Source organism: Chroococcidiopsis sp. CCNUC1 (genome assembly GCF_023546805.1).
In the GTDB taxonomy this organism is placed as follows: Bacteria; Cyanobacteriota; Cyanobacteriia; order Cyanobacteriales; family Chroococcidiopsidaceae; genus Chroococcidiopsis; species Chroococcidiopsis thermalis.
The window spans coordinates 1,684,399-1,709,934 of sequence record NZ_CP097480.1 but is presented as its reverse complement, the minus strand read 5'-3'; the positions used below and the strand labels follow the sequence as shown (position 1 = coordinate 1,709,934).

At 44.2% G+C, this 25,536-nt stretch carries 21 protein-coding genes; 8 read left to right on the top strand and 13 right to left on the bottom strand.

The genetic code is table 11. The annotated features are described in order from the left end of the window. Positions 1-76: 76 nt before the first annotated feature. Entirely contained in the window at positions 77-397 is a 321-nt protein-coding gene (locus M5J74_RS08000; RefSeq protein ID WP_015153606.1) for a hypothetical protein, read from the bottom strand. 203 nt (positions 398-600) lie between these two features. On the opposite strand from M5J74_RS08000, the gene M5J74_RS07995 reads away from it, so the two are divergent. Both M5J74_RS07995 and M5J74_RS07990 read left to right on the top strand, forming a co-directional pair. Next, positions 601-1,428, top strand: coding sequence for a tryptophan 2,3-dioxygenase family protein (locus M5J74_RS07995; RefSeq protein WP_015153605.1), 828 nt, complete (start codon positions 601-603; stop codon positions 1,426-1,428). Between the two features lie 128 nt (positions 1,429-1,556). After that, on the top strand, positions 1,557-2,597 hold the full coding sequence (locus M5J74_RS07990) for a DUF2157 domain-containing protein (protein ID WP_250016243.1): 1,041 nt from the start codon (positions 1,557-1,559) through the stop codon (positions 2,595-2,597). Positions 2,598-2,640: 43 nt separating this feature from the next. Here M5J74_RS07990 and M5J74_RS07985 read toward each other — a convergent pair whose 3' ends face one another. Beyond that, positions 2,641-3,948 (bottom strand): DUF58 domain-containing protein, encoded by a 1,308-nt coding sequence (locus tag M5J74_RS07985; protein WP_371934019.1) that lies wholly within the window; start codon positions 3,946-3,948, stop codon positions 2,641-2,643. 192 nt (positions 3,949-4,140) lie between these two features. On the opposite strand from M5J74_RS07985, the gene M5J74_RS07980 reads away from it, so the two are divergent. Both M5J74_RS07980 and M5J74_RS07975 read left to right on the top strand, forming a co-directional pair. Continuing rightward, on the top strand, positions 4,141-5,328 hold the full coding sequence (locus M5J74_RS07980; protein WP_371934018.1) for an FAD/NAD(P)-binding protein: 1,188 nt from the start codon (positions 4,141-4,143) through the stop codon (positions 5,326-5,328). 617 nt (positions 5,329-5,945) lie between these two features. Next, positions 5,946-7,556: an iron uptake porin gene (locus M5J74_RS07975; protein WP_015153601.1), complete on the top strand. Its 1,611-nt coding sequence runs from the start codon at positions 5,946-5,948 to the stop codon at positions 7,554-7,556. 108 nt (positions 7,557-7,664) lie between these two features. Here M5J74_RS07975 and lepB read toward each other — a convergent pair whose 3' ends face one another. The 7 genes from lepB to M5J74_RS07940 all read right to left on the bottom strand — a co-directional run bounded on the left by lepB (position 7,665) and on the right by M5J74_RS07940 (position 15,011). Continuing rightward, positions 7,665-8,240, bottom strand: coding sequence for a signal peptidase I (gene lepB / locus M5J74_RS07970; RefSeq protein WP_041462399.1), 576 nt, complete (start codon positions 8,238-8,240; stop codon positions 7,665-7,667). Between the two features lie 205 nt (positions 8,241-8,445). After that, the gene (locus tag M5J74_RS07965) at positions 8,446-9,285 is read right to left on the bottom strand and encodes a DUF3598 family protein (protein WP_106218220.1); all 840 of its coding nucleotides are present in this window, start codon (positions 9,283-9,285) and stop codon (positions 8,446-8,448) included. Between the two features lie 249 nt (positions 9,286-9,534). Then, positions 9,535-10,578 carry a type II secretion system protein J gene (locus M5J74_RS07960; RefSeq protein ID WP_250016239.1) on the bottom strand — a complete coding sequence of 348 codons (1,044 nt, stop codon included), beginning with the start codon at positions 10,576-10,578 and terminating at the stop codon, positions 9,535-9,537. Between the two features lie 11 nt (positions 10,579-10,589). Then, a complete protein-coding gene (locus M5J74_RS07955) occupies positions 10,590-11,171 on the bottom strand; it encodes a Tfp pilus assembly protein FimT/FimU (protein WP_106166705.1) in 582 nt (193 codons plus the stop codon). Beyond that, positions 11,149-11,685, bottom strand: coding sequence for a prepilin-type N-terminal cleavage/methylation domain-containing protein (locus M5J74_RS07950; protein WP_106166704.1), 537 nt, complete (start codon positions 11,683-11,685; stop codon positions 11,149-11,151). The genes M5J74_RS07955 and M5J74_RS07950 overlap by 23 nt, the downstream gene beginning before the upstream one ends. Before the next feature lie 389 nt (positions 11,686-12,074). Next, positions 12,075-13,412: a hypothetical protein gene (locus M5J74_RS07945; RefSeq protein ID WP_250016238.1), complete on the bottom strand. Its 1,338-nt coding sequence runs from the start codon at positions 13,410-13,412 to the stop codon at positions 12,075-12,077. Between the two features lie 459 nt (positions 13,413-13,871). Beyond that, positions 13,872-15,011, bottom strand: coding sequence for a tetratricopeptide repeat protein (locus tag M5J74_RS07940; protein ID WP_250016237.1), 1,140 nt, complete (start codon positions 15,009-15,011; stop codon positions 13,872-13,874). A gap of 375 nt (positions 15,012-15,386) precedes the next feature. Here M5J74_RS07940 and M5J74_RS07935 point away from each other — a divergent pair, with 375 nt between their 5' ends. Both M5J74_RS07935 and M5J74_RS07930 read left to right on the top strand, forming a co-directional pair. Further along, positions 15,387-15,683, top strand: coding sequence for a hypothetical protein (locus tag M5J74_RS07935; protein WP_015153592.1), 297 nt, complete (start codon positions 15,387-15,389; stop codon positions 15,681-15,683). Between the two features lie 168 nt (positions 15,684-15,851). After that, positions 15,852-16,607 (top strand): DUF561 domain-containing protein, encoded by a 756-nt coding sequence (locus tag M5J74_RS07930; protein ID WP_106218937.1) that lies wholly within the window; start codon positions 15,852-15,854, stop codon positions 16,605-16,607. Between the two features lie 196 nt (positions 16,608-16,803). On the opposite strand, the gene M5J74_RS07925 is transcribed toward M5J74_RS07930, so the two are convergent. Further along, positions 16,804-17,967: a DegT/DnrJ/EryC1/StrS aminotransferase family protein gene (locus tag M5J74_RS07925; RefSeq protein ID WP_106218936.1), complete on the bottom strand. Its 1,164-nt coding sequence runs from the start codon at positions 17,965-17,967 to the stop codon at positions 16,804-16,806. 19 nt (positions 17,968-17,986) lie between these two features. Further along, positions 17,987-18,211, bottom strand: a complete 225-nt coding sequence (locus M5J74_RS07920) for a hypothetical protein (RefSeq protein WP_250016235.1) — start codon at positions 18,209-18,211, stop codon at positions 17,987-17,989. 15 nt (positions 18,212-18,226) lie between these two features. On the opposite strand from M5J74_RS07920, the gene fetB reads away from it, so the two are divergent. Both fetB and M5J74_RS07910 read left to right on the top strand, forming a co-directional pair. Beyond that, a complete protein-coding gene (fetB, locus tag M5J74_RS07915) occupies positions 18,227-19,003 on the top strand; it encodes an iron export ABC transporter permease subunit FetB (protein ID WP_250016233.1) in 777 nt (258 codons plus the stop codon). Then, a complete protein-coding gene (locus M5J74_RS07910; protein WP_158631734.1) occupies positions 19,000-19,146 on the top strand; it encodes a hypothetical protein in 147 nt (48 codons plus the stop codon). The genes fetB and M5J74_RS07910 overlap by 4 nt, the downstream gene beginning before the upstream one ends. Here the strand turns inward: M5J74_RS07910 and M5J74_RS07905 are convergent. Together M5J74_RS07905 and treS are read right to left on the bottom strand one after the other, a co-directional pair. Beyond that, a complete protein-coding gene (locus M5J74_RS07905) occupies positions 19,113-21,494 on the bottom strand; it encodes a hypothetical protein (RefSeq protein ID WP_250016231.1) in 2,382 nt (793 codons plus the stop codon). The genes M5J74_RS07910 and M5J74_RS07905 overlap by 34 nt on opposite strands. A gap of 350 nt (positions 21,495-21,844) precedes the next feature. Beyond that, positions 21,845-25,285 carry a maltose alpha-D-glucosyltransferase gene (gene treS, locus M5J74_RS07900; RefSeq protein WP_106217705.1) on the bottom strand — a complete coding sequence of 1,147 codons (3,441 nt, stop codon included), beginning with the start codon at positions 25,283-25,285 and terminating at the stop codon, positions 21,845-21,847. Positions 25,286-25,536 lie beyond the last annotated feature (251 nt).

Sequence of the window (25,536 nt, the reverse complement as noted above, 5' to 3'; positions counted from 1 at the left end):
GCTAGAATAACCTCCTTGTCTCCCTTGTCTTCCTTGTCTTCCTTGTCCCCGTTTTCCTTTCACTAACCCCGAACTCCTATTTTTTCGTCGGATTTACTTGTCCAGCCAGTTTGCGGTAATATTCCATCTGCGGATCGGGACGACGATTAGGCGTGAAGCTGGGTTCGATTTTTTCTGATTTGACTTCAGTTATTTGCCGCTCTGCTGCCGATTCTATATTATTTTGGCGATCGCCTTCTACGTAATAACTAGAATTTGAAAATCCTAGCGCTTGCAGCAAAACCAGTAAGCGTTGATAAAAGAGATTAAAAATTTGGCGGAAAAATCCAAATATCTGATACAGTAATCCTTCTAGGCGAATGAACGAGTTCCGAAGCAGTTGCTGCAATCTATCCATACTATTGACCTCTCAAAGCAGCATCAATCTAACTTTGGGTGTAACCGTAATACTAACAGTCTATATTTCTCAGATTACTACTATAAGTCAACATTTGTTGACCACCAAATGGATGATATAGCGATCGCCCCACAATTCCTATCGTGCGATCGCAATTCTTGTCAATATAATGTATAGGCGTTATGTGTAACGTTTGTACTACTATGTCTGAATCTTATCAACCTCTACCTCCTCTCGATCCTAGTTTGGATATCAGCAAAAATCATTATTGGAATTATCACAACATTGAAGCGCTAATTAGTTGTAAAAAAACTCTAACTGCTTCAAAAGATGAAGATTTGTTTATTTCCATACATCAAATCTGCGAACTTGCTTTCCATCAAATGATTATTGACATGGAACGGGTGTTAGATGCTTTATCAAAGGCATTAGATACGGATTTAGTTATTAGTGCTACTAGCGAAGTGTGTTATTTCTTTCAAAGAGTATTGCGACTGTATGAGGTTGTTAATACTACCATGCCGATTCTCAACACTATGCGAGCATTTGTCGAATTTCGGACTAGCATTGGTCCTACAAGTGGCTTTCAATCAGTTCAATTTCGGCAGTTAGAAATTATGAGCGGAGTGAGAAAATATTGGGTAGGTGGGACTAAAGATTCTGAAGGTAAGTTACATATTGCCGAGACTGAATTCGATCGCAAATATGGCGATCGCATTACTCAATGGTTCGAGCATTATAAAGAACATAACTTAGCACATTATTACGATTTCCTCATAAGTCGTGCTATAGGTGACACGCAAGCTGAGAAAGTTGCCCATTTACGCACTTATCCTGATGCCAATGCAGTTCTCACCTTTTTGCAAGCCTACGATAAATGTCAGACTCAATTTCATCAAGGACATTTAGGCTTGGCAATTCAACAACTTAAAATTGTTGGAGTAGAAGTCGGGACTGGGGGTACGTCTTTTAAAGATTATTTAGCGAAATATCACAGGGAAGAAGCGCCATTGTTTCCAGGGTTGAGCTAAGGGTACGTTAAATAACGTATCCTACAAAAATATATGTAAAAATAAGCACCTTTAATAGTGGCACAACAACCGTATATCTTCTCGAAACTACCTCTCATGATTGAGTAAACGCTCCTATAGTTTCGAGTATGAAAATTTACAAAGAAGATTTGCATTGGGCAGCTTCCCAAGGCTTAATTACTGAGGCGCAAGCAGACGCGCTATGGCAAGCATTATCTCACCGGAGCGACCATCGCCCCCAATTTAATTTTGCCAACGTAGCTTTCTATTTTGGGGCTTTGGTTGTCATCTCTGCCATGAGTTGGTTTATGAATTTAGCATGGGAATCGTTTGGTGGCGGCGGAATCTTCCTATTAGCTAGTATTTATGCGTTTTGTTTTGTAATGGCAGGCAAAACTTTGTACTTTCGCCAAAACATGAAAGTTCCTGGGGGATTGCTATTTGCGATCGCAGTTTGCATGACTCCTCTAGCAATTTACGGACTACAAAGATGGACGGGATTTTGGAGCCAAGGCGATCCGGGTGTATATCGAGATTACTATATTTGGATTAAAGGCAGTTGGTTTTTGATGGAATTGGGGACTGTTATTTCAGGTTTAATCGCGCTCAAGTTTGTCCGATTTCCATTTTTGACTGCGCCGATTGCTTTTTCGTTATATTTCATGTCGATGGATTTAACGCCATTGCTATTTGGTAAAAATGAATTTACCTGGGAACAAAGACTTTTGGTTTCTCTATGGTTTGGAATTGCGTGTATTATCGTTGCGTATTTAGTCGATCTTCGCACCCGCAGGCGCGATGGAGATTTTGCTTTTTGGTTGTATTTATTTGGCTTACTTGCCTTCTGGTTTGGTATGACTTTGATGAGAGATAGCAATGAATGGCAAAAATTTATTTATTGTCTAATTAATTTGGGATTGATTTTGTTATCGGTGTTGTTGAAACGCAAAGTTTTTATGATGTTCGGAGCTATAGGAGTCTTTGGATATTTAAGTCACCTGGCTTATACAGTGTTTAAAGATGCCCTACTATTTCCGTTCGCACTCACTGTTTTAGGAATATCTATTATTTATCTAGGTGTGCTATATCAACGCCATAGTAGAGTCATTGAGCAATTCTTCGATCGCTGTCTCCCACAAGAATTGCGGCAATTATTGCCGCGAGATTAGGACATAACAATATCCTTACCAATGATCGATTACCAATTAGCAACTACAACTGATTCCTTGCCTTGAGCTGCAAATACCGCTCTACCAACTGTTCGGAAATCAAATCGGCTGGTGCATCTAATACCAAAACCCCTTTTTGTTTCAAACCAGCAAAGGCAACTTGACGCTGAGATAATAAATCTAAAGCCACAGCACGGGCATAAGTCGGATTCACTTCATTCGTAGAAGTATGAGCTAAACGATCCACTTGCCGATCGCGTAACGTAACGCAAAAAGGTAAATAACGGGGTGTCAGTCTTCCTAATGCAGCTAATAATTCGGCAGAAGCGGTTATATCAACAATGTCTGTAATTAATACTACCAAGGCTCTGCGAGCTTGTTGTTTGATAATACTCGTGACAGCACCAATATAGTCAGATTCGAGTAATACGGGTTGAATTGGTGTCAGGCGATCGATCAGTTGGTTTAATTGATTTTGTCCTCGTTCCGGTGGTATCCAAGTCTGCATTTGCTTATCAAATACTCCCACACCTACGCGATCGCCGCGATGAATTCCCGCTAGTGCTAAAGCCAAAGTTGCGTTTAAACCCCAATCAAATCGCTTTAAACCCGATACTTGAGCCGTCATCAAGCGTCCTTTATCCAATAGAATAATCAGGGTTTGTTCGTGTTCTGGCTCCAAAACTCGCACCAAAGGACGGTTGCGACGTGCCGTAGCTTTCCAGTCAATCAACCGCAAATCGTCACCCGTACCATAATCTTTAAGTTCGGCAAATTCCGTTCCGATTCCCCGTTGGCGCAGCTTGCGAATTGAACCAGCCGATTGTAGCGTCAGACGAATGGAGAGCGATCGCAATCCTACCAAGTCAGGATAAACCTTGACTTTCTGACTTTGAGAAATTTTCCAGTTATCCCAACCTAATCCCCAAGCACCCAATTGTCTCACTTGCAGATCTCCCCAGGCAAATTCTCCCCGTTGGTTAGGGTGAATTGTATAAGTTAATTCTGTCGTGCTGTTGGGTGCAAGCGCAGCAGTCAGCGTAGTTGCAGAAACAGCAAACTGCATTGGGTAATAATCGCAAATCTGAATTTGAGCTGATTTTTTCAGCGATCGCACTGTCAAAACCACCGAATTATCCCGTCCGATGGAGAGTCTAGCAGGCAGAGATCGCTCGACTTGGACGCGATGACGGCGTACCATTAGGCTATCGGCGATCGTCAGCCCTAAGATAACAGCATCAAACAGCAGCATCACCAAGATACTGCGCGGTACGTTCCAAATTGTGGCTAATAGGGGTGCGATTGCTATTCCCAACAACAGCAACAAATAAACTCTTCTGGTAGGAATCATAGGGAGATAGATAAAGGCATCATACCAATTTACTCTCAGTTGCGGGAGTCGGTGTAGAGACGTTGCAGGCAACGTCTGTACGGGAGTCAGGATTATTTTTGACTTTTAACTTTTAACTTCTGACTTTTGACTCCCGATGCTATCTTGAATAAGAATGATTATCATTTTTAAGTATTGTCTAGCACGATTGTCATGCTTGCAGAAGCTTCCAATACCGATATTGCCATCATTGGCGCTGGTCCCCACGCTCTCACGTTTATTGCCTACTTGCTGCAAAAGCGGAAAAAGCTGCGGCACAGGTTTGCTGTTTTCGATCCAAGTGGAATGTGGTTGCAGCAGTGGCAGCAACAATTTGCGGCTTTTGAGATCCCTCATTTACGTTCTCCTGCCGTCCACCATCCCGATCCCAACCCATACGCCTTGCGAAAATTTGCCGCATGTCGTCCCCAGGAATTATTTGCCCCTTACGATCTGCCAGGAACGCAATTATTTCAAGATTTTTGTACCGATTTAATTCGCCGTTTGGATTTGCCACCAGTTTTCAAAGCAAAGGTTTTGCGGATCGAACCCTTACAACATCGGTTGCGTCCTCGGTTTCGCTTGTGGCTAGCAGACGATCGCACAGTTGTTGCCCGTAGGGTAGTATTCGCCAAGGGTAGCAGTCAAATTCACACACCTGAGTGGGTGAGTCAAATTCAGTCTCCTTATCCGCCAGAACGGTTATGTCACTCTCAACAAGTGGATTTGCGAAAATTGAACTTAGCTGGAGAACGCATATTAATTGTTGGTGGTGGATTAACTAGCGGGCATTTAGCTGTCGGTGCGATCGCCCGTGGTGCTAAAGTCGTGTTGATGGCAAGGCGCAACTTACAAGAGAAATTATTTGATGCCGAACCAGGGTGGCTGGGACCGAAATATCTCAAAGATTTTTGGGCAGAACCGGACTGGGAAAAGCGTTGGTATTTGATTCAACAAGCTAGAAATGGGGGTTCCCTCACGCCAGCAATGATGCTACAGTTGCGGCGGCTCATGCGGTGCGATCGCTTGCAAATTCAAGAACAATGCCAAGTCGTCAAAGCAGTATGGCAAGGGAATAGTTGGTTAGTGCATTGCCATAATGGGGAAGAGAATGAATGCGATCGCATTTGGGTCGCAACAGGGACGACACTTGACGTGACTGCCGAACCTCTGCTGTCAGACATGCTCAATACCTTTCCTCTAACTATAGCTAGAGGTTTACCCGTTCTCGATCCCTGCTTGCGCTGGTCGGGATGCGAATTATACATGATGGGCGGTTTAGCGGCATTACAAGTAGGACCAACTGCTAGAAACTTATCAGGTGCAAGAATGGCAAGTGAAAGGATCGCGTCTGCTTTGTAGCTTCACTGTTGGCAAAGGTGGCAGTTACCAGACTGGAATTGTTTACTCTTAATAATACCCTGCACGCGACTACAAAAAATATGGCAATAGCTATAGCTAACACCGCAACTGAAACCTATATTTTGTGCATCTTATAATACAGTCGTAGCGTGCAAAATATTGTTATTTTAGTTACTCCAAGTCATTTTTTACAAAAGTTATTTTTTGATAATATTTAAACACTTATAAAAAGACAGAATCACTTCGCCGCTCGACGAACCCAAAAGATGTTCTCGACTGATTTTTGAACATCTATCTTAGGAATGAGTTCAAAAGAATAAACCTGCTGCATGAATCAAAAAATCATGGATGTCATTCTGTTGGCGAAGCCTTCCCGAAGGGTACGCAACGCAGTGTAGTGAAGAATCTCCCAGATGTTTCGCTTCGCGTGTGGATGACAATTCAAGTATTCACGCAGGAGGTCTAATAAGCCAAAAGAGTTGTAGAATTCGACGAAATCAGCAACTGCCATCTTCAAGTAAAACAGTTTTTTGAGTTTGAGAAAATATCGTAATCCATGTAACTTTTTTTCTTTGCCATTCTCGGTAATTATGTAAAAAGGTGTGAGGTATATACTAATGAAACGACTTTTTAGAGATTCATTTTTCGTTTCTCTAGCGGTTATTGCTGCCAATTCTTTATATTTAAACTCAGCGATCGCGGGAGATATAAGTTCAGTGACTCCCATGACTGCAACAACCAGCGTTGAGACATTAACGACAAAAGAGCGATCGCCACAGCTAGCTCAAGTGACTTCAGTTTCCCAATTATCAGACGTGCAGCCTACAGATTGGGCATTTCAGGCATTGCAATCTTTGGTAGAACGATATGGTTGCATTGCGGGATACCCCGATGGAACTTATCGCGGTAATCGCGCTTTAACTCGTTATGAATTTGCCGCAGGGTTAAACGCTTGTTTAGATCGAGTCAACGAACTGATTGCCACCGCTTCTGCCGATATGGTCAACAAAGAAGACTTGGCAACTTTACAACGGTTGCAAGAGGAGTTCGGTACGGAACTTGCAACTTTGCGCGGTCGAGTCGATGCTTTAGAAGCAACCACCGCCGAACTAGAAGCAAATCAATTTTCCACCACAACCAAATTGAGCGCTCAAGTCATTATGGCGGCTAGCGATACTTTTGGCGATGACGTGGAGGACAACACAGTCCTACAAACGAGAATGCGGTTCAATTTCCTGTCTAGTTTTACTGGTACAGATCAACTGCAAGTTCGCTTGCAAGCAGGTAATTTTAGTGCCTTTGACTATGTAGGCAACATTACAAATGAAGGACAGATAGCATATGCTACGGGTACTGATAACGACGTTGTCGTAGATAACCTCAACTACAGTTTTCAAGTTGGCGATAATCTAAGAGTTTGGCTGCTAGCTAACTCTGGAGAATACGACGACGTTTTTGATATTGTCGATAACCTGATTACCGACACGAATGTAGGTGCAATTGGTAATCTCAGCTTCAACCCCATCTATAATGCAGGGGGACAGAATGCAGGGATAATTACAGAATTCTCGATAACTGAAGCTTTGAAACTGGGGCTTGGCTATCAAGCTGGTAATGCTGAAGATCCTGCCCCTGGTAACGGTTTATTTAACGGTAGCAATAGCTTTCTCGGACGATTAGAGTACGGGACTGACAGATTTAAGGTTGCCTTTGCCTATCTCCATACGTATGACGAAGCCTTAAACACGACAGAGCAAGGTAGTATCAGATCGCTGGTAGAAGTCACAGATGCTGATGGCAGCACGCGATCGGTAGTGGGCAATCACTACGGTGTAGAAGCACAGTTTGACATCACCCCTGGAATTAGAATTGGTGGATGGGCAGGATTGAGTAAGGCGATCGTGCTTGGATTGGGTGATGCTGATGTGTGGAACTATGCTCTGTCTCTCAGTTTTCCCGATTTGGGCAAGGAAGGAAACCTACTCAATATTATTGTGGCGGTGGAACCTAAACTAACGGGTACGAGTGGTTTTACTGTTGCTGATGGCGACGGTGTAGAAAGAAGAAGAGATCCCGATACTGGGTTGCACGTTGAAGCGTCGTATCGATATCAACTGACTGATAATATCTCGGTTGCACCGGGCGTAATTTGGCTGACTGCTCCTGGTCACGATAGCGACAATAGCGATATTGTTGTCGGTACGTTGAGGACAACGTTTGAGTTTTAGTTGTTAGTTAGTGATTGTTAGTTAGTGGTTGTAAATTCCCCTCATTTCTCGATCGAGATTGGGGGAATTTTCTATGCACTGAACTGAAAGTAGGCTTTACCTAATTACCTAGTTACTGCTGGCGGTTTCAGCGTACAAACTACCTACACGGTAGGGAGGCCAAAAACGCACTGCTGCCTTACCAATAATGCGATCGCGACTAATAAAACCCCAAGCATGGCTGTCATAGCTGCGATTGCGATTATCTCCCAACACAAGGTAAGACTTGGGTGGCACGATCGCTGCTGCTAAAATGTATTCCGGTGGCTCGGCAATGTAATGTTCTGTTAAAGGGCGATCGTTGATATATACGATCCCATTTTTCACTTCTACTTTCTCTCCTGGCAGTCCAATAACTCGCTTCACATATGCATCGCGAGAATGCTCTTCCTGAATCACTGCTTCTGGAGGAGTAAACACGATGATATCTCCTCGCTGAGGATTGCCGATGTGGTAGCTAATTTTGTCTACGAAGAGGCGATCGTCAATCTGTAAAGTGGGCTTCATGGAAGTAGAAGGGATTAAGTAACACTGCTCCGCAGTTATCCGAATGCCAAATCCAATTAGCAATGTTATTCCCAGTAACTTAGAACCCTCAGCCCAAGGATTTTGCGATTTACTGACTCGAAAGCTGTGTACGGGCATAAATTTAGTAATTATTTTAACAGATATATTACGTATTTCTACCATAAACACTACGGAATCGCCACTAGAATCAGATAGATATCAATGAATTTTTCAGTAAATTTACGCACATCAGTGATTAGGGAGCAGGGAGCTGGGACGAGCTGGGAGCAGGGGGGCAGAGGGACAGAGAAGCAACAACCAATTACCAATTACCAATTACCACTCACTTGCTTTCAGTAACCAAAGTAAGGCTAGTCCATTCACCTTTATCGTTGTAACGTCTTATCAGTCTTTGTCGTAGATTTGGCTGTACTAGCCAACCCACTTCGAGAAAAAAGGCTTGTCTTAACTGCACTTGCTGAGGGCAAGTGGCAGAAGCGCCATCTGGTAGTAGCATAACTTGAGTCATTTGGCGATCGGGCTGAGAACCCTCAAAGTAGAGTAACGATCCGGTAATTTTGCCTGTGGAACTGATTTGGTAAGGGTTTTCTGGCGTAGAGTAGATAGTCAATTGTTGTGCGAGGCGATCGCTACCAAGGCGCTCGATTTGCAGTTGTGTAGAATAAGTATCGGGCGATCGCCAGTCGGGATAAATTGTGACCGCTTCCCCTTGCCACTTACCTACCAAGTCATCAACCTGTAGAGGGGGACGTTCTGGAGTTGTCGTACCAGCAAGATATTCGCGAATCAGCGTAATTTTATCCAACTTTCCGTTCGGTGTAAAAAGTTGCACTAAGCGCAAGCGGCGATCGCCATGAATCAAGCCAAGTTCTGCGCCAAATTCTGCAAACGGACTGAGTTGAATCGAACCTTGAGAAAACGCACCATTTTCAAAAAACAGTACCCCCTTACCCAGAGAACTGTATTCAAATACTTTTTCCTCGGCGGGACGATTGGATGGTAGGAAACGGACAATTTGACGGATGGTTTTATTATCGTTTAATCCAGCTAGAGATACGACTGTAGGCGTATCTTCGATTAACTCAGCTTGGGGTGAGAATCGTGTAAACGAACCCTGCCATTCACCCAAATTTTGTAGCAAATATTGCCATTGCGATCGCATAAACAGTGACCAGTTATCAGTAACCAATGTAGGGGCGGGATTCACCCGAAATTTCTGTCAGAAACGAAGTCATCTAATAAACCCGCCCTGGCAGTTATCAGTTATCAGTGACCAATAACCAGTTTATTATTCAAGGATAATTCTATGGCAAAGCAGGTTGATTGCATAGTACTTGCTCAAGCAATTTTTCTACGTAAGCTTGCTACCGACCTCATAACTAACTATCGTGCATTCTATTCGCTTGGTATCTTAAAAATCTTCACACCTTGCATTGCTTGGCGCACTGGTATACGAACCGATAGTTGCTCTAACTGTGTAGCAGTTCTGTTTACTAGAAGTAGGACGAAGGCTGGGAGCCAGACTGCTGCTATCTAAGCTAGAGACAGAGCCACTATAAACCTCTGTAGCTACCCCATCCACGGTGCGATAGACTTTGTAAGTTGGATTACCCGTACCACTCCAAGTCCAAGTCAAATTCATCTCGGTTGTTCCTGACTTACTACCGAATAGCACGGGTGCAAGGTCATTACTGTAACTACTCAGGCGAGAAAACGCTCTACCCGTGACATCTTGATTTTCTGTAGCACTTACTGCACCGCGCAAGAACAGTTCGACTAAACTACCGTCAAGACAAGCATAAAAACCGCCAGCACCAAACTTAACGGCGGGTGAGGTGCTGCAAGTTGGATTGATATCTGTATCAGAAATTGAGTCAACTAAAATATCGCTAGCTACAGGATTTTTGCAAGGATCGATTGAACCATCCGCGTTCGGTATGCGTCCGTAACGCGCGATTATTCTCGGACTCAACCAACTTCCAGTTGTAGGGCGAATATCGTAAACTACTTTGTCAAATCCCGCTTGATAATCGCTGGGAATTATAGCAGGAGGAGTTGGTGGAGGACATGAAGTAGGAATATTGTCGATCGGAATTTCTAGATATAAAGCAATTGTGCCATAACTACCTAGCTTTGCTTTAATACCAGCGTCTTCTACAATTTTTTCCAGAGTTGTAGTAGAGCTATCTGCAACTTCAGTTTCAAGCCGATTTATTCTGCTTGCCATTCTAATTTCATGACTCATGAAATCGAACGCACGATTGAGATCGATTTGTCTTTCTGTTCTGGCTTCTGCTTTATTATCAAAAGATGTAATTGTGACCAGGGCAAATCCTGCAATGACAATTACCATTGTACTAATTAGGACTGCAATTAGTAACTCTACAAGTGTAAATCCTCTAGAAAACTTAGAAGTATGAAATCGACGATAAATTTGAGCAAAATACTTTTTCATATAACTCTTAGTTAGGATGCAGTACAAATCCCATCGTCAGTAATGTGATTTGCCGCAGTAGAATCACCAGTGTAGTTACCAGCTCTTGTCAATCCTAAAGTATTAGATATAGCCAGACATTTTTGATCTTGAATGGAGCTGCGAGCAACAGAAAAGATCAATTTTCCACTCGGATCGACTGGAGGAGGAGGGTTTCTAGAACTGAGAACTGTAAATTCTGCTGTGCCTAAAATACCAAAAGTAATTTTGATGGGATTTCCTGTTACTTGACTAATATTTGTTATTAGTTGAACTCGCTCTGATAAATTGCGATCGCCCGTAACACCACAATTTGCGGTAATTTGTACTGGTGTAGTCGATAACATCAACATAACATCGCAAGGTTGACTTTTACGGATAGCTTGTCTTTGGGCTTCTTGCAAAATCCCTCTGACTTCAACTACTGCTTGATTCAATTTGACGCGATCTAAAGAACCAGCAAAGCTAGGAACTGCGATCGCGGCTAGAATACCAATAATGACAACTATTATTGATATCTCTATTAAAGAAAAACCTTTGTTTTGATTATTTTTACGGACACTTAAGCGACGCATCAGGAATTACCTCAGTTGAAAGCGTTGCGATTGGGGAATTACTGTCTGCTGGTGTGACATTATAAGTTAGCTGAAGTAATTTATAAGCATAAGTAGGATTATCGTAAATAGCAGTTCGAGTCAGAGTGAAACTTTTTCCTGCTAAAGTTTTAGAAACAGATGTTGTGGTAGATGGTGCTGATGGAGGTGGTGACGTTGGAGTGCCAAGTATACTATGTAGTAATCCCGCAGCAAAGCCGTCAGCAGAAGTAGTGGCGTTACATCTATTGGAATAAGGAAAAGTATTAATTTCGTATTCTTTAGCTTGATTTTTAACGAATTCTAAATCCTTCTGAATCCAAGTGATTGCTTCCTGACGTTGTTCGGCGCGTACTTTAAAAATAATCGCTAATAAAAGCGCTTGCATTGCTACAGCAAGAAATACACTAACTATAAGTATGGATATTAATACCTCAAAAAGAGTAAATCCTTTATCTTGTAGCGGCAATTTCTGTAGATGCATCGATCGCGCCATGTTGAAAGTTTTATAATTGAATCGCTGCTAATTTATTTGATAGTATGATGCGATTACTAATGAGCTATTGCACTAACTATATATAGCAATCCTATTTGATTAATGAACGTGGAGCAGGCTAGAAGCTTACTTTACAAATCATTTAAAACTACTATATAAAAAGCAATTTTATTCATAAAAATCCTGTGTTGGTGAAATAAAAACGATATTTTATCTGTTAGGCAAACTAAAAATCATATCTAGTTTGCCCTACTCTATACTGACTTATTGCCGTAGAATTACGGTAATCTTAATGAATATTATTGCTGAGTTTTCAGTAAATTTACGGTGAATTGAATGAGGGAAATTGATGCGATCGCAAAGTACTAAAAAAATCAAAATTTCCAACTCTACAGCTTATATCGCTGCCACTTCTGAATCGAGCCGATTTTATTAATAGTATATAGGTTAAAGCTATTAGCTAAGTCTGATAAACTGAGAACGTCATCTGGTACATTAATGCCAGTATTGCTAGTATTAGTGTTTTGAAGATCTTCAGCCCACACAACTCCATCAAAATTACTATTCCCAGGACTCTCACAACCATCGCCTGAAGTTTCTAGTTTAAAATCTGCATCCCGATTGTAAAGAAAAGCATTTTGAATACAAGCAGTGTTGTAAAGATAGGCAGACTGCGGCGTTCCCGAACCACTGTATAAAATAATAATTCGTAAATCTCCAACTCTGGGCAGTTGTCCATCAGTGCGAATATTACGAATTTTAGAATTTCCTCGCAAATGAAATCCTTCTTTATCTAAATACGAACCTTTCACATAAAGATAAACTGGACCAGCAGTTGTATCAATATCAATTATTTTGTCAGTAATATCAATTTTATTAGTTTGATAATGAGTAATTTGTCCGCTAGTACCAGTAAGTGGAAGCGACAGCAATGAAAACCTGGGATCTGTGATGTCTCCTAAATCCGTACCTTGCGCAGCGAACGGAAAGTTGAGTTGCAGCTTACAAGCGAAAATTGTGCCATCAATACTAGTATCTGTGGTATCTGATGCCGAACCGATAGCAGCGAGATATTGAGATCTATTTGTACCACCTTTTATGGCATATCCATTCAGATTAGAACTATTAAAAGCAGTCACAGGATCGAAGTAGATATTAGCATTCTTACCTGCAATTCTACGTGCCTGTATTTCAATGCGATCGAGGTCGAAAGTAGTATGAGTGCTAATAGCACCAGGAAAATTTTGAATTGTTACATGAATTGCTACTGTGACTGCAAGATGAGCGATAGAACTATCATTCTGACCAGATATCAGGAAAGTTCCTGTTTGCTTTAAACTATCGTAACGATATGCCAACAACTGAAATTGACCATTACCAATATTGTTAGAACTAGTCAGTGTAGTTACATTAGGAGATACTGACGGTAAACAAGGAAAAGTCATTGGAGTTATCCATTCATTAATAGCAATTGTGGTGTCGTCGCTCGTTTTAGGAATACCGTCGGCTCCCAGATAATTTTTTCCCGTTTTTGGGTCGATTGGATCGTAATTTCGAGTTAGTAAAACTGCGTTTTCTGGTTTAGTCATGAAAGCTAGAATTCTAGCAACACCTCCTTCAGCCACAGCTAAACTATCTCCGGTTTGAGTGCGGGTAGATGCGATCGCTTCGTTACGAGAAGCACGAAAAATTAGGGTAGTCGCAATTGCCATCACGATCAAACCCATACTGAGAGCAAGAACTATAGTAAACCCTCGCTCTTGAGATCGTTTTAGCGCTAAAAGTTTAATTAGAAAGGTTTGTAACGACAAGGTTTTTCCTAGTTTGCATTGAACTTAAGATCTAGTTTGCCCTGAAGTACAGTAATTTATTGCCGCACGATCGCGGCAATTATGCTGAAGATTTCACAAATACGTTTGTGTAGTTTTACTGAGAAAAATAATAGACCTCCTGCGTGAATACTTGAATTGTCATCCACACGCGAAGCGAAACATCTGGGAGATTCTTCACTACACTGCGTTGCGTACCCTTCGGGAAGGCTTCGCCAACAGAATGACATCCATGATTTTTTGATTCATGCAGGAGGTCTAATGATAATCGCTATATGTAAAAAAAAATAGCCAGTTGTTGCTGGCTAAGAAAATCTATATGACTGACAGAACTTTTAAAGTAAAAATACTCTAATGCTATACATCTACACGCGACTCAGAGATCAAATTTTGAAATCTTTCGTCTTGAGAAATGGTATGAAAGACCGAGCTATTCTTGGCAAGAGTACGATACTTATCTGGACTGATTTGAATTGCCTGTTGTAAGCTAATAACTGCTTGTTCGGCTTGCGATTGCAAAGCATAACAGCAGGCAATATTGTACCAAAATATAGGTGTATGAGGCTGGACTTCTAAAGCTTTGGTGTAAATGGCGATCGCTTCTTGGTAACGGCACAATTCATACAAAGCTAAACCACAATCGTACCAAACTGCCATATCTTGAGGTTGAATGCTAAGAGCATGTTTGTAGCTAGCGATCGCTGCTTCTTTTTCACCAACTTGTGCTAGAGATAGTCCCCTGTTATACCACGCCCAAAAATCATTAGGCTCCAACTCAACAGTGCAATCGAAACAGACGACTGCTGCTGTGAAATCTCCTAATTTTCGCAGCGCTACCCCCTTGTTGTACCAAGCCTTGCTATATTCTGGATCGATTGCCAAAGCGCGATCGAAGCTAGCTACTGCTTTGGTATATTCACCCCAGTCGCTTAGAGTGATGCCGCGATTATTCCAAGTCAAGAGATCGTCAGGTTGGAACTCTAGAGCGCGATCGAAGCTATCAACTGCTGCTGCATATTGCTTGAGATGTCCCAGTGCCGTACCTCGGTTGTACCATGCCCAGTAAGCATCTGGTCGTAGCTGGATCGTTTTTTCAAAGTTGATAACAGCTTTTTCATAGCAACCCAGATCGATCAGAGTAATCCCTCGGTTGTGCCAAATTGTCGCCGCATCAGGGTTAAATTCTAAAGCGCGATCGAAGCTATTGAGAGCTTCAATATAACGACTCAGCTTACCCAGGGCAATTCCGCGATTGTGCCAAACCCAGCTAGCATCTGGACGCAGGGTAATAGCGCGATCGAAACTGGCGATCGCCTCTTCATGGCGGTTTAAACTACCCAAGGCTATACCTCGCTGCGACCAAGCATCAGCGTAATCTGGCTTGTATTCCACAGCTACATCTAAGCTTAGTAGAGCTTCTGCGTATTGTTCGGCTTTATTGCGACGCAATCCCTGTTGATAAAAAAATTCTGCCTCCAGACTGAGATTCCACTTCATAGATCTTGGCATCTAACCTAAGGATGATTTTATTTTGCAGATGCTCAACAAGATATCACGACTCAATCACAAAATGGTGAAGTTTGTATAGAAGAAGACTAGAAATTTGTGTATGGATGGTAATTGGTAATTGGTACTTGGTAACTGGTTGTTGCTATTTTCTTCTCCATCCTCCTCAACTCCCCCAGCTCTCTTCACTCCCTCAGCTCCCGAGAGCCCCCTCAGCTCCCTCAGCTCTCTTACTCTGCTCCCTGCTCTCTGATAACTGACAACTGAATTTTGGGTAATACAATACTAGCCTTGACAGAATGCTGGATTTGGGAGAGTTAAGGCAAAAGTTACTTGAAAACCAAGCAAGAGAGGTAATTCCTAGCGATGAACGACCACAATATGCTACAAATCACGTTTTTCTACACTAACGGTCAAATAGAAGCCTTCAATGTGGTTTTGCACGAAGATAATGCTCTGACTCCTCAAGAAATTCATCAGCGGATTTTGAAACATCTGGACAAACCTTGGTGCTTGCTACATCTGCCAGAACAAACGATTTGCGTCAATACATCTTGCTTGCTAAAAGTTGAAGTGAAGCCGACAATGTACGAACTACATGGGGAAGGAGTATTTTCTGATGTGCGGCGTGTAACTGCTCTTTCTCGGAGCGCCCAGCGGTAATTCAGGGGGAGTGGAGAATCGGGAAGACAAGGAAGACAAGGGGGACAAGGAAGACAAGGAAGACAAGGAAGACAAGACGAGAGTGTCCTCATCTTTGCGTGAGCTAATACTAGCTTCAAACCTCCGAGAATGTCACAATATTCCTTTACAGGACACAAGAGAGAAATCATGACCATGCATCCTCTACTCCACCAAGCTTTTGCCCAAGGACGGGCGCTAAAAATTATTAGCGGTTTGAATAACCTCGATCGCCAAAGCGTAGCAGCGACAGTTAACGCAGCCGATCGCGGTGGTGCTACTTTTGTTGATATTGCTGCTGATGTCGAGCTAGTGCAGATGGTAAAAGCCTTGACAAATTTACCAGTTTGTGTGTCGGCAGTTGACCCAGAAAAATTCGTCACCTGTGTAGCAGCTGGTGCAGACCTAATTGAAATTGGTAACTTCGATAGCTTCTACGCTCAAGGACGCAGATTTGAAGCAGAGGAAGTCCTCGCCTTAACAGAAATTACGCGATCGCTCTTGCCTGAAATTACCCTTTCCGTTACCGTTCCCCACATTTTAGAACTCGATCGCCAAGTGCAACTAGCAGAGGAGCTGGTAAAAGCTGGAGCTGATATTATCCAAACCGAAGGTGGTACGAGCAGCAGTCCCGTTCATCCTGGTACGTTGGGTTTGGTTGAGAAAGCTGCACCTACCCTCGCCGCCGCCTACGAAATCTCCCGCGCCGTGTCCGTACCAGTGTTGTGTGCTTCCGGTATTTCTAACGTAACGGCACCAATGGCGATCGCATCTGGTGCGGCTGGTGTGGGTGTAGGTTCGGCAATTAACCAACTCAATAGCGAAGTGGCTATGATTGCAGCCGTTCGTAGTTTAGTTGAATCTCTTGCCACTGTTAACCGTCCCGTTTTAAGAACTCAAGGATAGACCCCCCTAAATCCCCCTTACACAAAGGGGACTGGGCAGATCCCCCTAAATCCCCCTTACACAAGGGGGACTTTTGGATTATTGTTTTCCGACTCCTGTACGGGCGCACAGCTGTGCGCCCCTACGATTCGACTCGTGTACGAGGCGCGTTTACCAAAAAACTTTGCTCTTACAGATATTCTGGGTGAACCCGCCTTTACGTTAAACAATCCTTCAGGCAATAAACGACCTGTTCTTGTGCTTCAGGAGAAAGTTCGGGGAAGATAGGCAGGGATAAAACTTCATGACAAGTTTGTTCCGAGATCGGAAATTGCCCTTGTTGGTAGTCTAAATTTTGATACACAGGTTGCAAGTGTAAAGGCAAAGGATAGTAAACCATCGAACCCACATCTTTTTCTTGTAGGCGCTGGCGGATCTCATCCCGATAATTGCTATTGGACGCACGGCTGTGTGTCCCTACGTCTAGCAAACGAATTGTGTATTGGTTCCAAACTCCCTCGCCGCCTGGTAATTCCTGGGGAATGACAACACCTGGAACTGGAGCGAGATATTCTTGATAGCGAGAAGCGATCGCCCGTCGTTGTTCGTTCCAAGTATCTAAATAACGTAACTTGACTCGCAAAATCGCTGCTTGTATAGCGTCCAGACGACTATTTAATCCAATATCTTCGTGATAGTAACGATTTTTCTCCCCGTGATTGCGTAGCATTCGCATCTTTGCCGCAATTTCTGGATCGTTCGTCGTCACCGCACCGCCATCGCCACAAGCACCTAAATTCTTTGTAGGGTAGAAACTAAAACAGCCAACATGACCGATGCTACCGACTTTTTGTCCCGCCCACAATGCTCCTGTTGCTTGGGCGCAGTCTTCAATCACAGCAAGTTTGTGGGTTTGAGCGATCGCCATTAGGGCAGTCATGTCAACTGGCTGTCCGTATAAATGAACTGGAATAATAGCTTTAGTTTTAGCTGTAATTGCTGACTCTACCTGAGTCACGTCAAGATTAAATGTTGGCGCGTCAATATCTACAAAGATTGGCTTCGCACCGACAGCACTAATAGTCTCAGTCGTAGCAAAAAAAGAAAAGGGCGTGGTAATCACTTCGTCTCCAGCCCCAACACCTAACGCCCGCAATGCTAGCAGCAGTGCATCCGTACCGGAATTACAGGCGACGCACTCAGACACATTTGTATATGTGGCAAATTCTTGCTCAAAGTTAGCAACATTTGCCCCACCGACATAACCGCCAGAGGCAAGTACTTTGAAAACAACATCATTAATTTCAGTTGCAAGATCCGTATATTGCTGCGCCAGATTTAAGATAGGAACGCGAGTAGATTGAGTCACGCTTTGAACCATAAGTTTTTCTACTAGTTAATCAAATCAGAAGTTGTATCGCAAGAAAATGGCAAATTGGTTGTTGGTCATTGGTAGTTGGTAGTTGGTAGTTGGTAAATTCTCCTCTGCTCCCTTGTCCCCCTTCGCCCCCTAATCCCCACTCCCTCCGGTCGCGGGGTCCCCGAGTTCCCCCTTGTCCCCCTTGTCCCCCTTGTCCCCCTTGTCCCCCTTGTCCCCTTGTCCCCCTTGTTCCCTCACTCCTCACTCCTCACTCCTCACTATGGACACTCTAATTAGACTCGATTTAGTAGATTTTGTTCTGGCTGTAGCGCTGATGGCGATCGCAATAGGGCTATCGGCTGGGCAGCGTTTGGGCTTAGAGTGGAGTTTGGCGATCGCGACGGTAAGAACGATCTTGCAACTGTTCGTCGTGGGAGCGATTTTAGATATTATTTTTCGGCTAGATAACCCTTGGGCGGTGCTAGCGGTAGTGCTGGTGATGCTGACAATTGCGGCGGTGGTGTCTCGCAACCGGATTGGCAAAAAGATTCCCCGCTTGCTACCTCTAGTTTGGATTTCAATATTTGTCAGCACGGCTTTTACTTTAAGCTATGTCAACCTGCTGATCGTTCAACCGCAGAAGTGGTACGAACCGCAATATATCATTCCTTTGGCGGGAATTATTCTAGGAAATGCGATTAATGGGGCGGCGATCGCGGGGGAGCGTCTTGTCAGTACAATTAATGCCAGCCAGCTAGAGATTGAGACTCATTTAAGTTTAGGTGCGACACCCCAACAAGCTGTAGCTCAGTACCGTAAAGATGCTATCCGCGCTGGGTTAATTCCAATCCTAAATCAAATGATGGTCATCGGCATCGTTACCCTTCCAGGCATCATTACAGGACAAATTCTCAGCGGCGTGAGTCCCCTCGATGCTGCATCCTACCAAATTTTAGTCATGTTCATGCTTGCCTTCACTAACTTAGCCACAGCAATTCTCGTTACCCAAGGGCTTTGTCGCCAATTTTTCAATTCCGCCGCGCAGTTGGTTCGGTGAATTGGGGAGTCGGGAGTCGGGGACAAAATTCAAAATTCACGCATTGGGACAAGGGAGACAAGGGGGACAAGGGAGCAACTACCAATTACCCATTACCCATTACCACAACTCACTGCTCGCTACTCACGTTCTTAGGTGTATAAGAATGCATTTGCCCGCCATCAGAAGCATAAATTTGTAGGGGTAGGCGAGTCGCGTTGCTAATGCCTTCGAGAACTTGCTTGAGGGTGCGATATTGAGTCGCGATATCAGCTTGGGCTTTTGAGTCAGCCCTGAGTCTGGCGTTGATAAATGTTTTCTCGACAGCCTGTTCGTAGCTGGAAGTCAACTGAACGAAGATTTGTTTGTTATCTAACTTGTATCTACATACCCGAATTCTACCGGAGCAAGCGCGATCGAGGTCGGCGCGAACTTTTTGGGTGAGATTAGCGCCTTGCAGGTTGCTGTTAGCTTGTTCGAGCTTCGCGGTATAAGTATTAATTAGCGATCGCGCTCGGTCGTAATACTGAGTCCCACTAGGAATCTGTTGAGCGAAGATTAAAGCCTGTCTCCAGTTGGTTTGAGCTGTAGCAAATTGATTTTGTTGTTCTTGCCGTTCGGCAAGTTCGGCGGAGTTTACTGCTTGGGAAAATGCTTTGGTGGATATTGTTTCTTTGGCAACGCGATCGCTAGCTGCTTGAAGTTGAGGGCGATATTGTGCGAGTAGTTGCTGTGCTTGTTGGTAAGTTGTACTCGACTGCGGAATCGAGCTAAGATTATCTACTGCGTTTTGCCAATTGGTACGAACTATTTGCCAAGCTTGTAAAGATCGCGCCGTCAGTTGCTGTTGTTGTGCTGCCTGCGCTGAACTTTGCGCTTGAGGGAATTTTTGAAATGCTTGTTGCTCCGCTTGCATTTTCTGCTCTACAGCCTGCAAGCTGCCTCGGTACTCAGTAGTTTTTTTCTGTGCTAAGGGATATAGATCGCTATCTTTAGGAACCGCAGATAAAGAGGCGATCGCTCTTTGCCACAAAGCTTGGATTGCCCGCCAGTCTTCTAAAGAGCGGATGGGTTGTTTCAGCTTATTTGCTGCTGTATCGCCTTCTTCCAACGCCGCCAGGACTCTATCTACATTAGTGGCTCGATTGGCGATCGTACTGGAAAAATTTTGTGCTTCCTGGTGGCGGCTCGACCAAGGTGGAATTTGTTTGAGTAGGTTATTTGCGTCTTGCAGTTGTTTTTCAGCATCAATTAATTCCGATCGCTGCTTGGCTCCTTGTACGATTCGATTTGACTCCTGATATAACTGCTTTGCTGTTGCGAACTGCTGACACCTACCAATCGTACAGGGGCTAGATAAGACATATGCACTGCTAAAGAATGCTACGATTGCGACTCCACCTCCAGCAATTAGCGCCGCCCGAGGAATTTTTGTCTTGGCTGCTTTCGGCAATCGCTGTAAGGGTAAGACAGGGTAGGGAAGTGTAGCTGTATTGATGTTTGTATTGGAGTCTGCTGTTGATTCTGCTGTTGATTCTGCTTGAGTTGCTGGTTCAGGCTTAGCGATTGTTTCTAACCGTTGCTCGAAAGATCGCGATCGCCAGGTTTCGCTAGACGTTTCCGGTGAAGAAGTTGCTGGGCTTAAACTTGACGTTTCGACGGGTACATCTTCTCGATTGACAACAGGCGTAGATTCTGCTGCCGGAGCCTCCTTGATTTGAGGTTCCTCGACTGGAGGCTTTAATGGTTGTGGGGAGGATATGGGATCGCTCTTCGTCTCAGTAATGGAATCGCCAGCAGTAATTTCAGCCTCATGTCGTGTTAGCGGTTCTGCTACTTCTGTAGGAAGGGATAATTCTGGCGCTGCCAGAGTGCGATCGCTAGTCAATAAATCGATGCTACTGGCTGCTAGTGGCTGTTCTGTTGCAGTTGCAGGTGGTGTTTCAATCACAACCGGGCTAGTGGGCGGCTCTGACTCTTCTACGGCAGGAACAAAAGGCGCAGGTGGTGTTTCAATGACGTGACTAGCTGGTGGTGGCTCTTCTACTGTGGGAATTGGGGGTGCTGGCGTTTCATCTACAATGCTGCGATCGCCTGAGAATGGCTGCACCACAGGCGGAGATAATTCTGTCTCGGGTGGAGATACGGTTGTTTCTGAAATAATGGGGGAAGGCTCATTTAATATCACCTGAGAGTCAGGAGCCACCTCCACTGGTTCTAAAGTGATATCGTGTTGAGCGTAAATTTGTTTTTGCCCCGCCTCTCTCAAATAAACCCTGACCGACTGAACTGCTTGAGGACGTAAAGACTGTAAAGCCTGCCCAATTGCAGTAAAAGTTTTATCAGTATCGAGATTGACTTGTGGTGGGTGTTGGCTCAAAATCACTAAAGCACCGTCATCGCCGATCGCGCAACCGACTTTCAGGCGATCGACTTGAGAAAACTCAGTTTGCAAGCGTTGGTATAGAATTCGCTCTAAAACTTGTAAATCTTCTGGCTTTGCTAGTTTCATATAACTTATAGCTTCTTATAGCTTGCTTGTTGTGATACTTATATTTGTATGATGTTAGCGATCGCCACCTAAGTGTACTCGTAGCAGCATTTACGCTCCTGTTATCGACTGCGATCGCCCGATAAGATTATTCTTCGAGCAACGACCGTAAGGCTGAGATTGCGATGATTTTACATTAAAAATCTATCAAAAGCTGCGTGAAGCGTCTTTCTTTAAAAAATTAATATCAAGTTTTATCAATTTTTATTTGCAGTAGAGACGCACCAATGAAAATCGAGCGGATAATTCAGCAACTAGTCGTAGGGGCGCACAGCTGTGCGCCCCTACTACAGGAATTGCTAGAAAAAACCTTAAGTATCCAACAGTTGCAAAATCCGCCCCAAGGTGATCTCTACCCAGTCGAGGCGGGAATTGAGATCGTAGCCCAAGCCGTGGATTGCTTTTTCTAAGAGGTAAGCATCTAGCAGAACTTGTAACTCAGTCTTGGTTTTGGGTAAGAAAGAGTCTTGAGAAGCGATCGCCAGATATGAATTGAGGAAAGCCGCACCGACGCAGGTAGACCAAAACTGCGCCCATTGCTGCATGACGGGTAAATTCTCTGTACGAAGCATTCCGCTTTCAATTTCGTTGCGCAGCCCAACGTTAGCAGCGTAATGAAAAGACTGCAACATATTGGCAACATCGCGCAAAGGAGAGCGTTTAATGCGGCGATCGCTTAAACTGCGTCCCGATTCTCCTTCAAAATCGGAGATGATGAAGTCTTTACCCGTATAGAGTACTTGTCCCAAATGATAATCGCCATGACAGCGAGTCCGCATAGCAGTAATTTTTTGGTTGAGGATCAGCCCAAAGCGCTCCATGATTTGCTCTTGGCGATTCAGGACATCTTGAGCTAATTCTTGGGCGTGTGGTGTCAGCGTTTTTAAACGTTGTCTGAGAACGATGAGGACTTGTCCCGCGAGATTGCGGGCTTGTTGGTAAATGGAACGTTGGTAAAATGTCGAGAATGGTTCTGGAGTAAATCCAGAATTGTCGCCATCAGCAGCAAGGGCGATATGCAGTTCTGCTGTCGATTGTCCCAAAATTTGAGCGCTGTCTAGATAAGAACCGATGGTTCGATTAGCCAAAGAAAATGGCTCGAACTCTTCTTCCTGAGTCCCCAGTACAGGCGCACTGCCAATTGCCCCTACCGACTCCCGACTCCCGACTCCCGACTCCCGACTCCCCATATCGATCAGATTTCCCCCTGGTATGGGGATCTCAGTCATTTCTGCATGTTGTGTTGTGACTAACTCAAAGTAATCTCGCAGGCTATCGAGGGTATATTCCCAACCACTACGGGTATCGCGGATGTATTCCTGTAATATCCCTACCGTAACTGGTGTTGTTGACGGACGGTGATATTCGATCGCTCCTACTAATGGGGCAAAGTGTTGCAAGCGTTTTTTCTCGCCCAAAAAGCGGCGAATTTCGAGATCTGGGTTAATTCCTTCTTCTTGCTGGCGGAAGAGTTTGAGTACGAGATGGTTGTTGGGGTTAGCACCGTTAGCACCCAATCCCTCGTAGACAATAAAAGTCTTGCCCTGTTCTTGCTTTAATACTGTCGGTTCTAGGGCTTTTTTACCGTTACTACTAGCTTGGGGATAGAGATCGGTAGCACTTGCCATGAGTTCCCCTGCCATACCTTTATACTGCCGCTGATAGGCGATCGCCTCAATCAACGAGGCAAGAAAACTTTTATCTGCGGTGGCTTCAAATAATACGCCGAATTTATCTTTACCTTGCACCAACAAATTAGCGACGATCGCACTGCGGTTATCTGTTAAAGTCTGTGTTGCTTGTTCTCCCTCGGCATAAGCCAGCAGCATCAAGTAAGTTTCTGGATCGCCCTGCACGTAATCTACCTGCAACCAAACGGCTCTGGCTTCGGTATTTTTGTAGGGGATGGCAACAACTTCGGCGATTTGTACCCCTTGAATTATTCGAGTTTTCGGATTGAACCAAGAACACGTAGACAGATATTCTGGCAGTATAGCTTCTAGTCTGACTCTTAAATCCCGTTGGGCAAAGATATTTTGCCATTTGCTATTGACAACTAATGTCGGTAACTCTGCTTGGGGTCTAGCAGGCTGAATTTCGCTCGGCTTGGCAACTAGACTCAACCAATAAAAGGCATAAGGGCTGATGCTAAAGAAGTAGGGAGTATCGCCAATCGCTGGAAACTCCGTGCGACCAAAAATTTCTACTGGAGTCGTGCCTTTAAAAGCTGATAAATCCAGTTCCACTGTTTGCACGAAGCGAGACAGATTTGCCACCACTAGAATATGTTCGCCTTGATAAGTGCGCGTAAAGGTAAGCACTTTGCGGTTATCTGGATGCAATAATTCAAAACTACCGCGTCCGAAGGCTTGGAAACGCTTGCGGGTGGCAATTAAGCGTTTCATCCAATACCAGAGAGAATTGGTATTAGCTCGTTGTGCTTCAACGTTGATGGCGGCGTAGTGATATTCTGAATCAATAATCACAGGCGAGTATAACTTTTGCGGATTAGCGCGGCTGAAACCAGCATTGCGATCGGAACTCCACTGCATTGGTGTCCGCACGCCATTGCGATCGCCTATATATACGTTATCTCCCATGCCAATTTCATCGCCGTAGTAGAGTACGGGAGTGCCAGGAAGGGAGAGTAACAGGCTGTTGAGTAATTCAATTTGACGGCGATCGTTTCCGAGTAGAGGCGCGAGACGGCGACGAATTCCCAAATTCAACCGCATTGCCGGATCGCGGGCGTAGACTCGATACATATAATCGCGGTCTTCATCCGTCACCATTTCTAGCGTGAGTTCGTCGTGATTGCGCAAAAACAGCGCCCACTGACAGTTATCGGGAATTGTTGGCGTTTGTTGTAAAATATCAAAAATGGGGAAGCTATCTTCCATCCGCAGCGACATGAACAAGCGCGGCATTAGCGGAAAATGGAAGTTCATGTGACACTCATCTCCATTTCCGTAATATTCTGCTGCATCTTCGGGCCACTGATTTGCCTCAGCTAGCAGCATTCGGTTGGGAAATTTGGCATCTACCCGCTGGCGGAGTTGTTTGAGGAAAACATGAGTTTCATCTAAATTTTCGCAGTTCGTTCCCTGCCGTTCGTAGAGATAAGGTACGGCATCCATCCGCAGCCCATCAACACCCATACCCAACCAAAAATCTAGCACGTCAAACACGGCTTCCCGCACGGCTGGATTATCGTAGTTAATATCGGGCTGGTGAGAGTAGAAGCGGTGCCAGTAGTAAGCTTTAGCTACTGGGTCCCAAGCCCAATTAGAAGTTTCAAAATCTTGGAAGATAATCCGCGCTTCTTGGTATTTCTCCGGCGTGTCACTCCAAACATAAAAATCTCGTTCTGGACTGTCTTTAGGCGCACGTCTCGCTCTTTGAAACCAAGGGTGTTGGTCGGAAGTATGGTTGACGATCAATTCTATAATGACGCGAATGCCCCGTTGGTGGGCGGCTTTCAAAAATTCGCGAAAATCGTCTAAATTACCGTAAATTGAATTAACATTCTTATAATCGGCAATATCGTAGCCATCATCTCTGAGTGGTGAGGGAAAGAATGGTAGTATCCAAACTGCGGTAACGCCTAAGTCTTGAAGGTAATCGAGTTTTTCCGTCAGCCCCCGGAAGTCACCGATCCCATCACTATTACTATCGGCAAAGGCGCGTACAGGCACTTCGTAGATAATGGCATCTTTGAACCAAAGGGGGTCATCTTTTAATACGTACTGCATGTTCTCGCTAGTTGTATTCCCAAAAACCACTGTTTCAAGTTATTGAGTCTAGCGCGATTTCCACAAGTACCCAGAGAGGGAAATTTAGGCATAGGGACGGGTTTCTTGTAGGGGCGGGTTTAGCAGATAAAATTTCGGTTGTAGTAGCAGATGTTTGGTCAAAACCCATTCCTACCTCATTTTCTACCCCTAGCAGCATGAAAAACAGACAATAACGCGCTATCTTCTATCCTGGTTCACCTCAAATATCC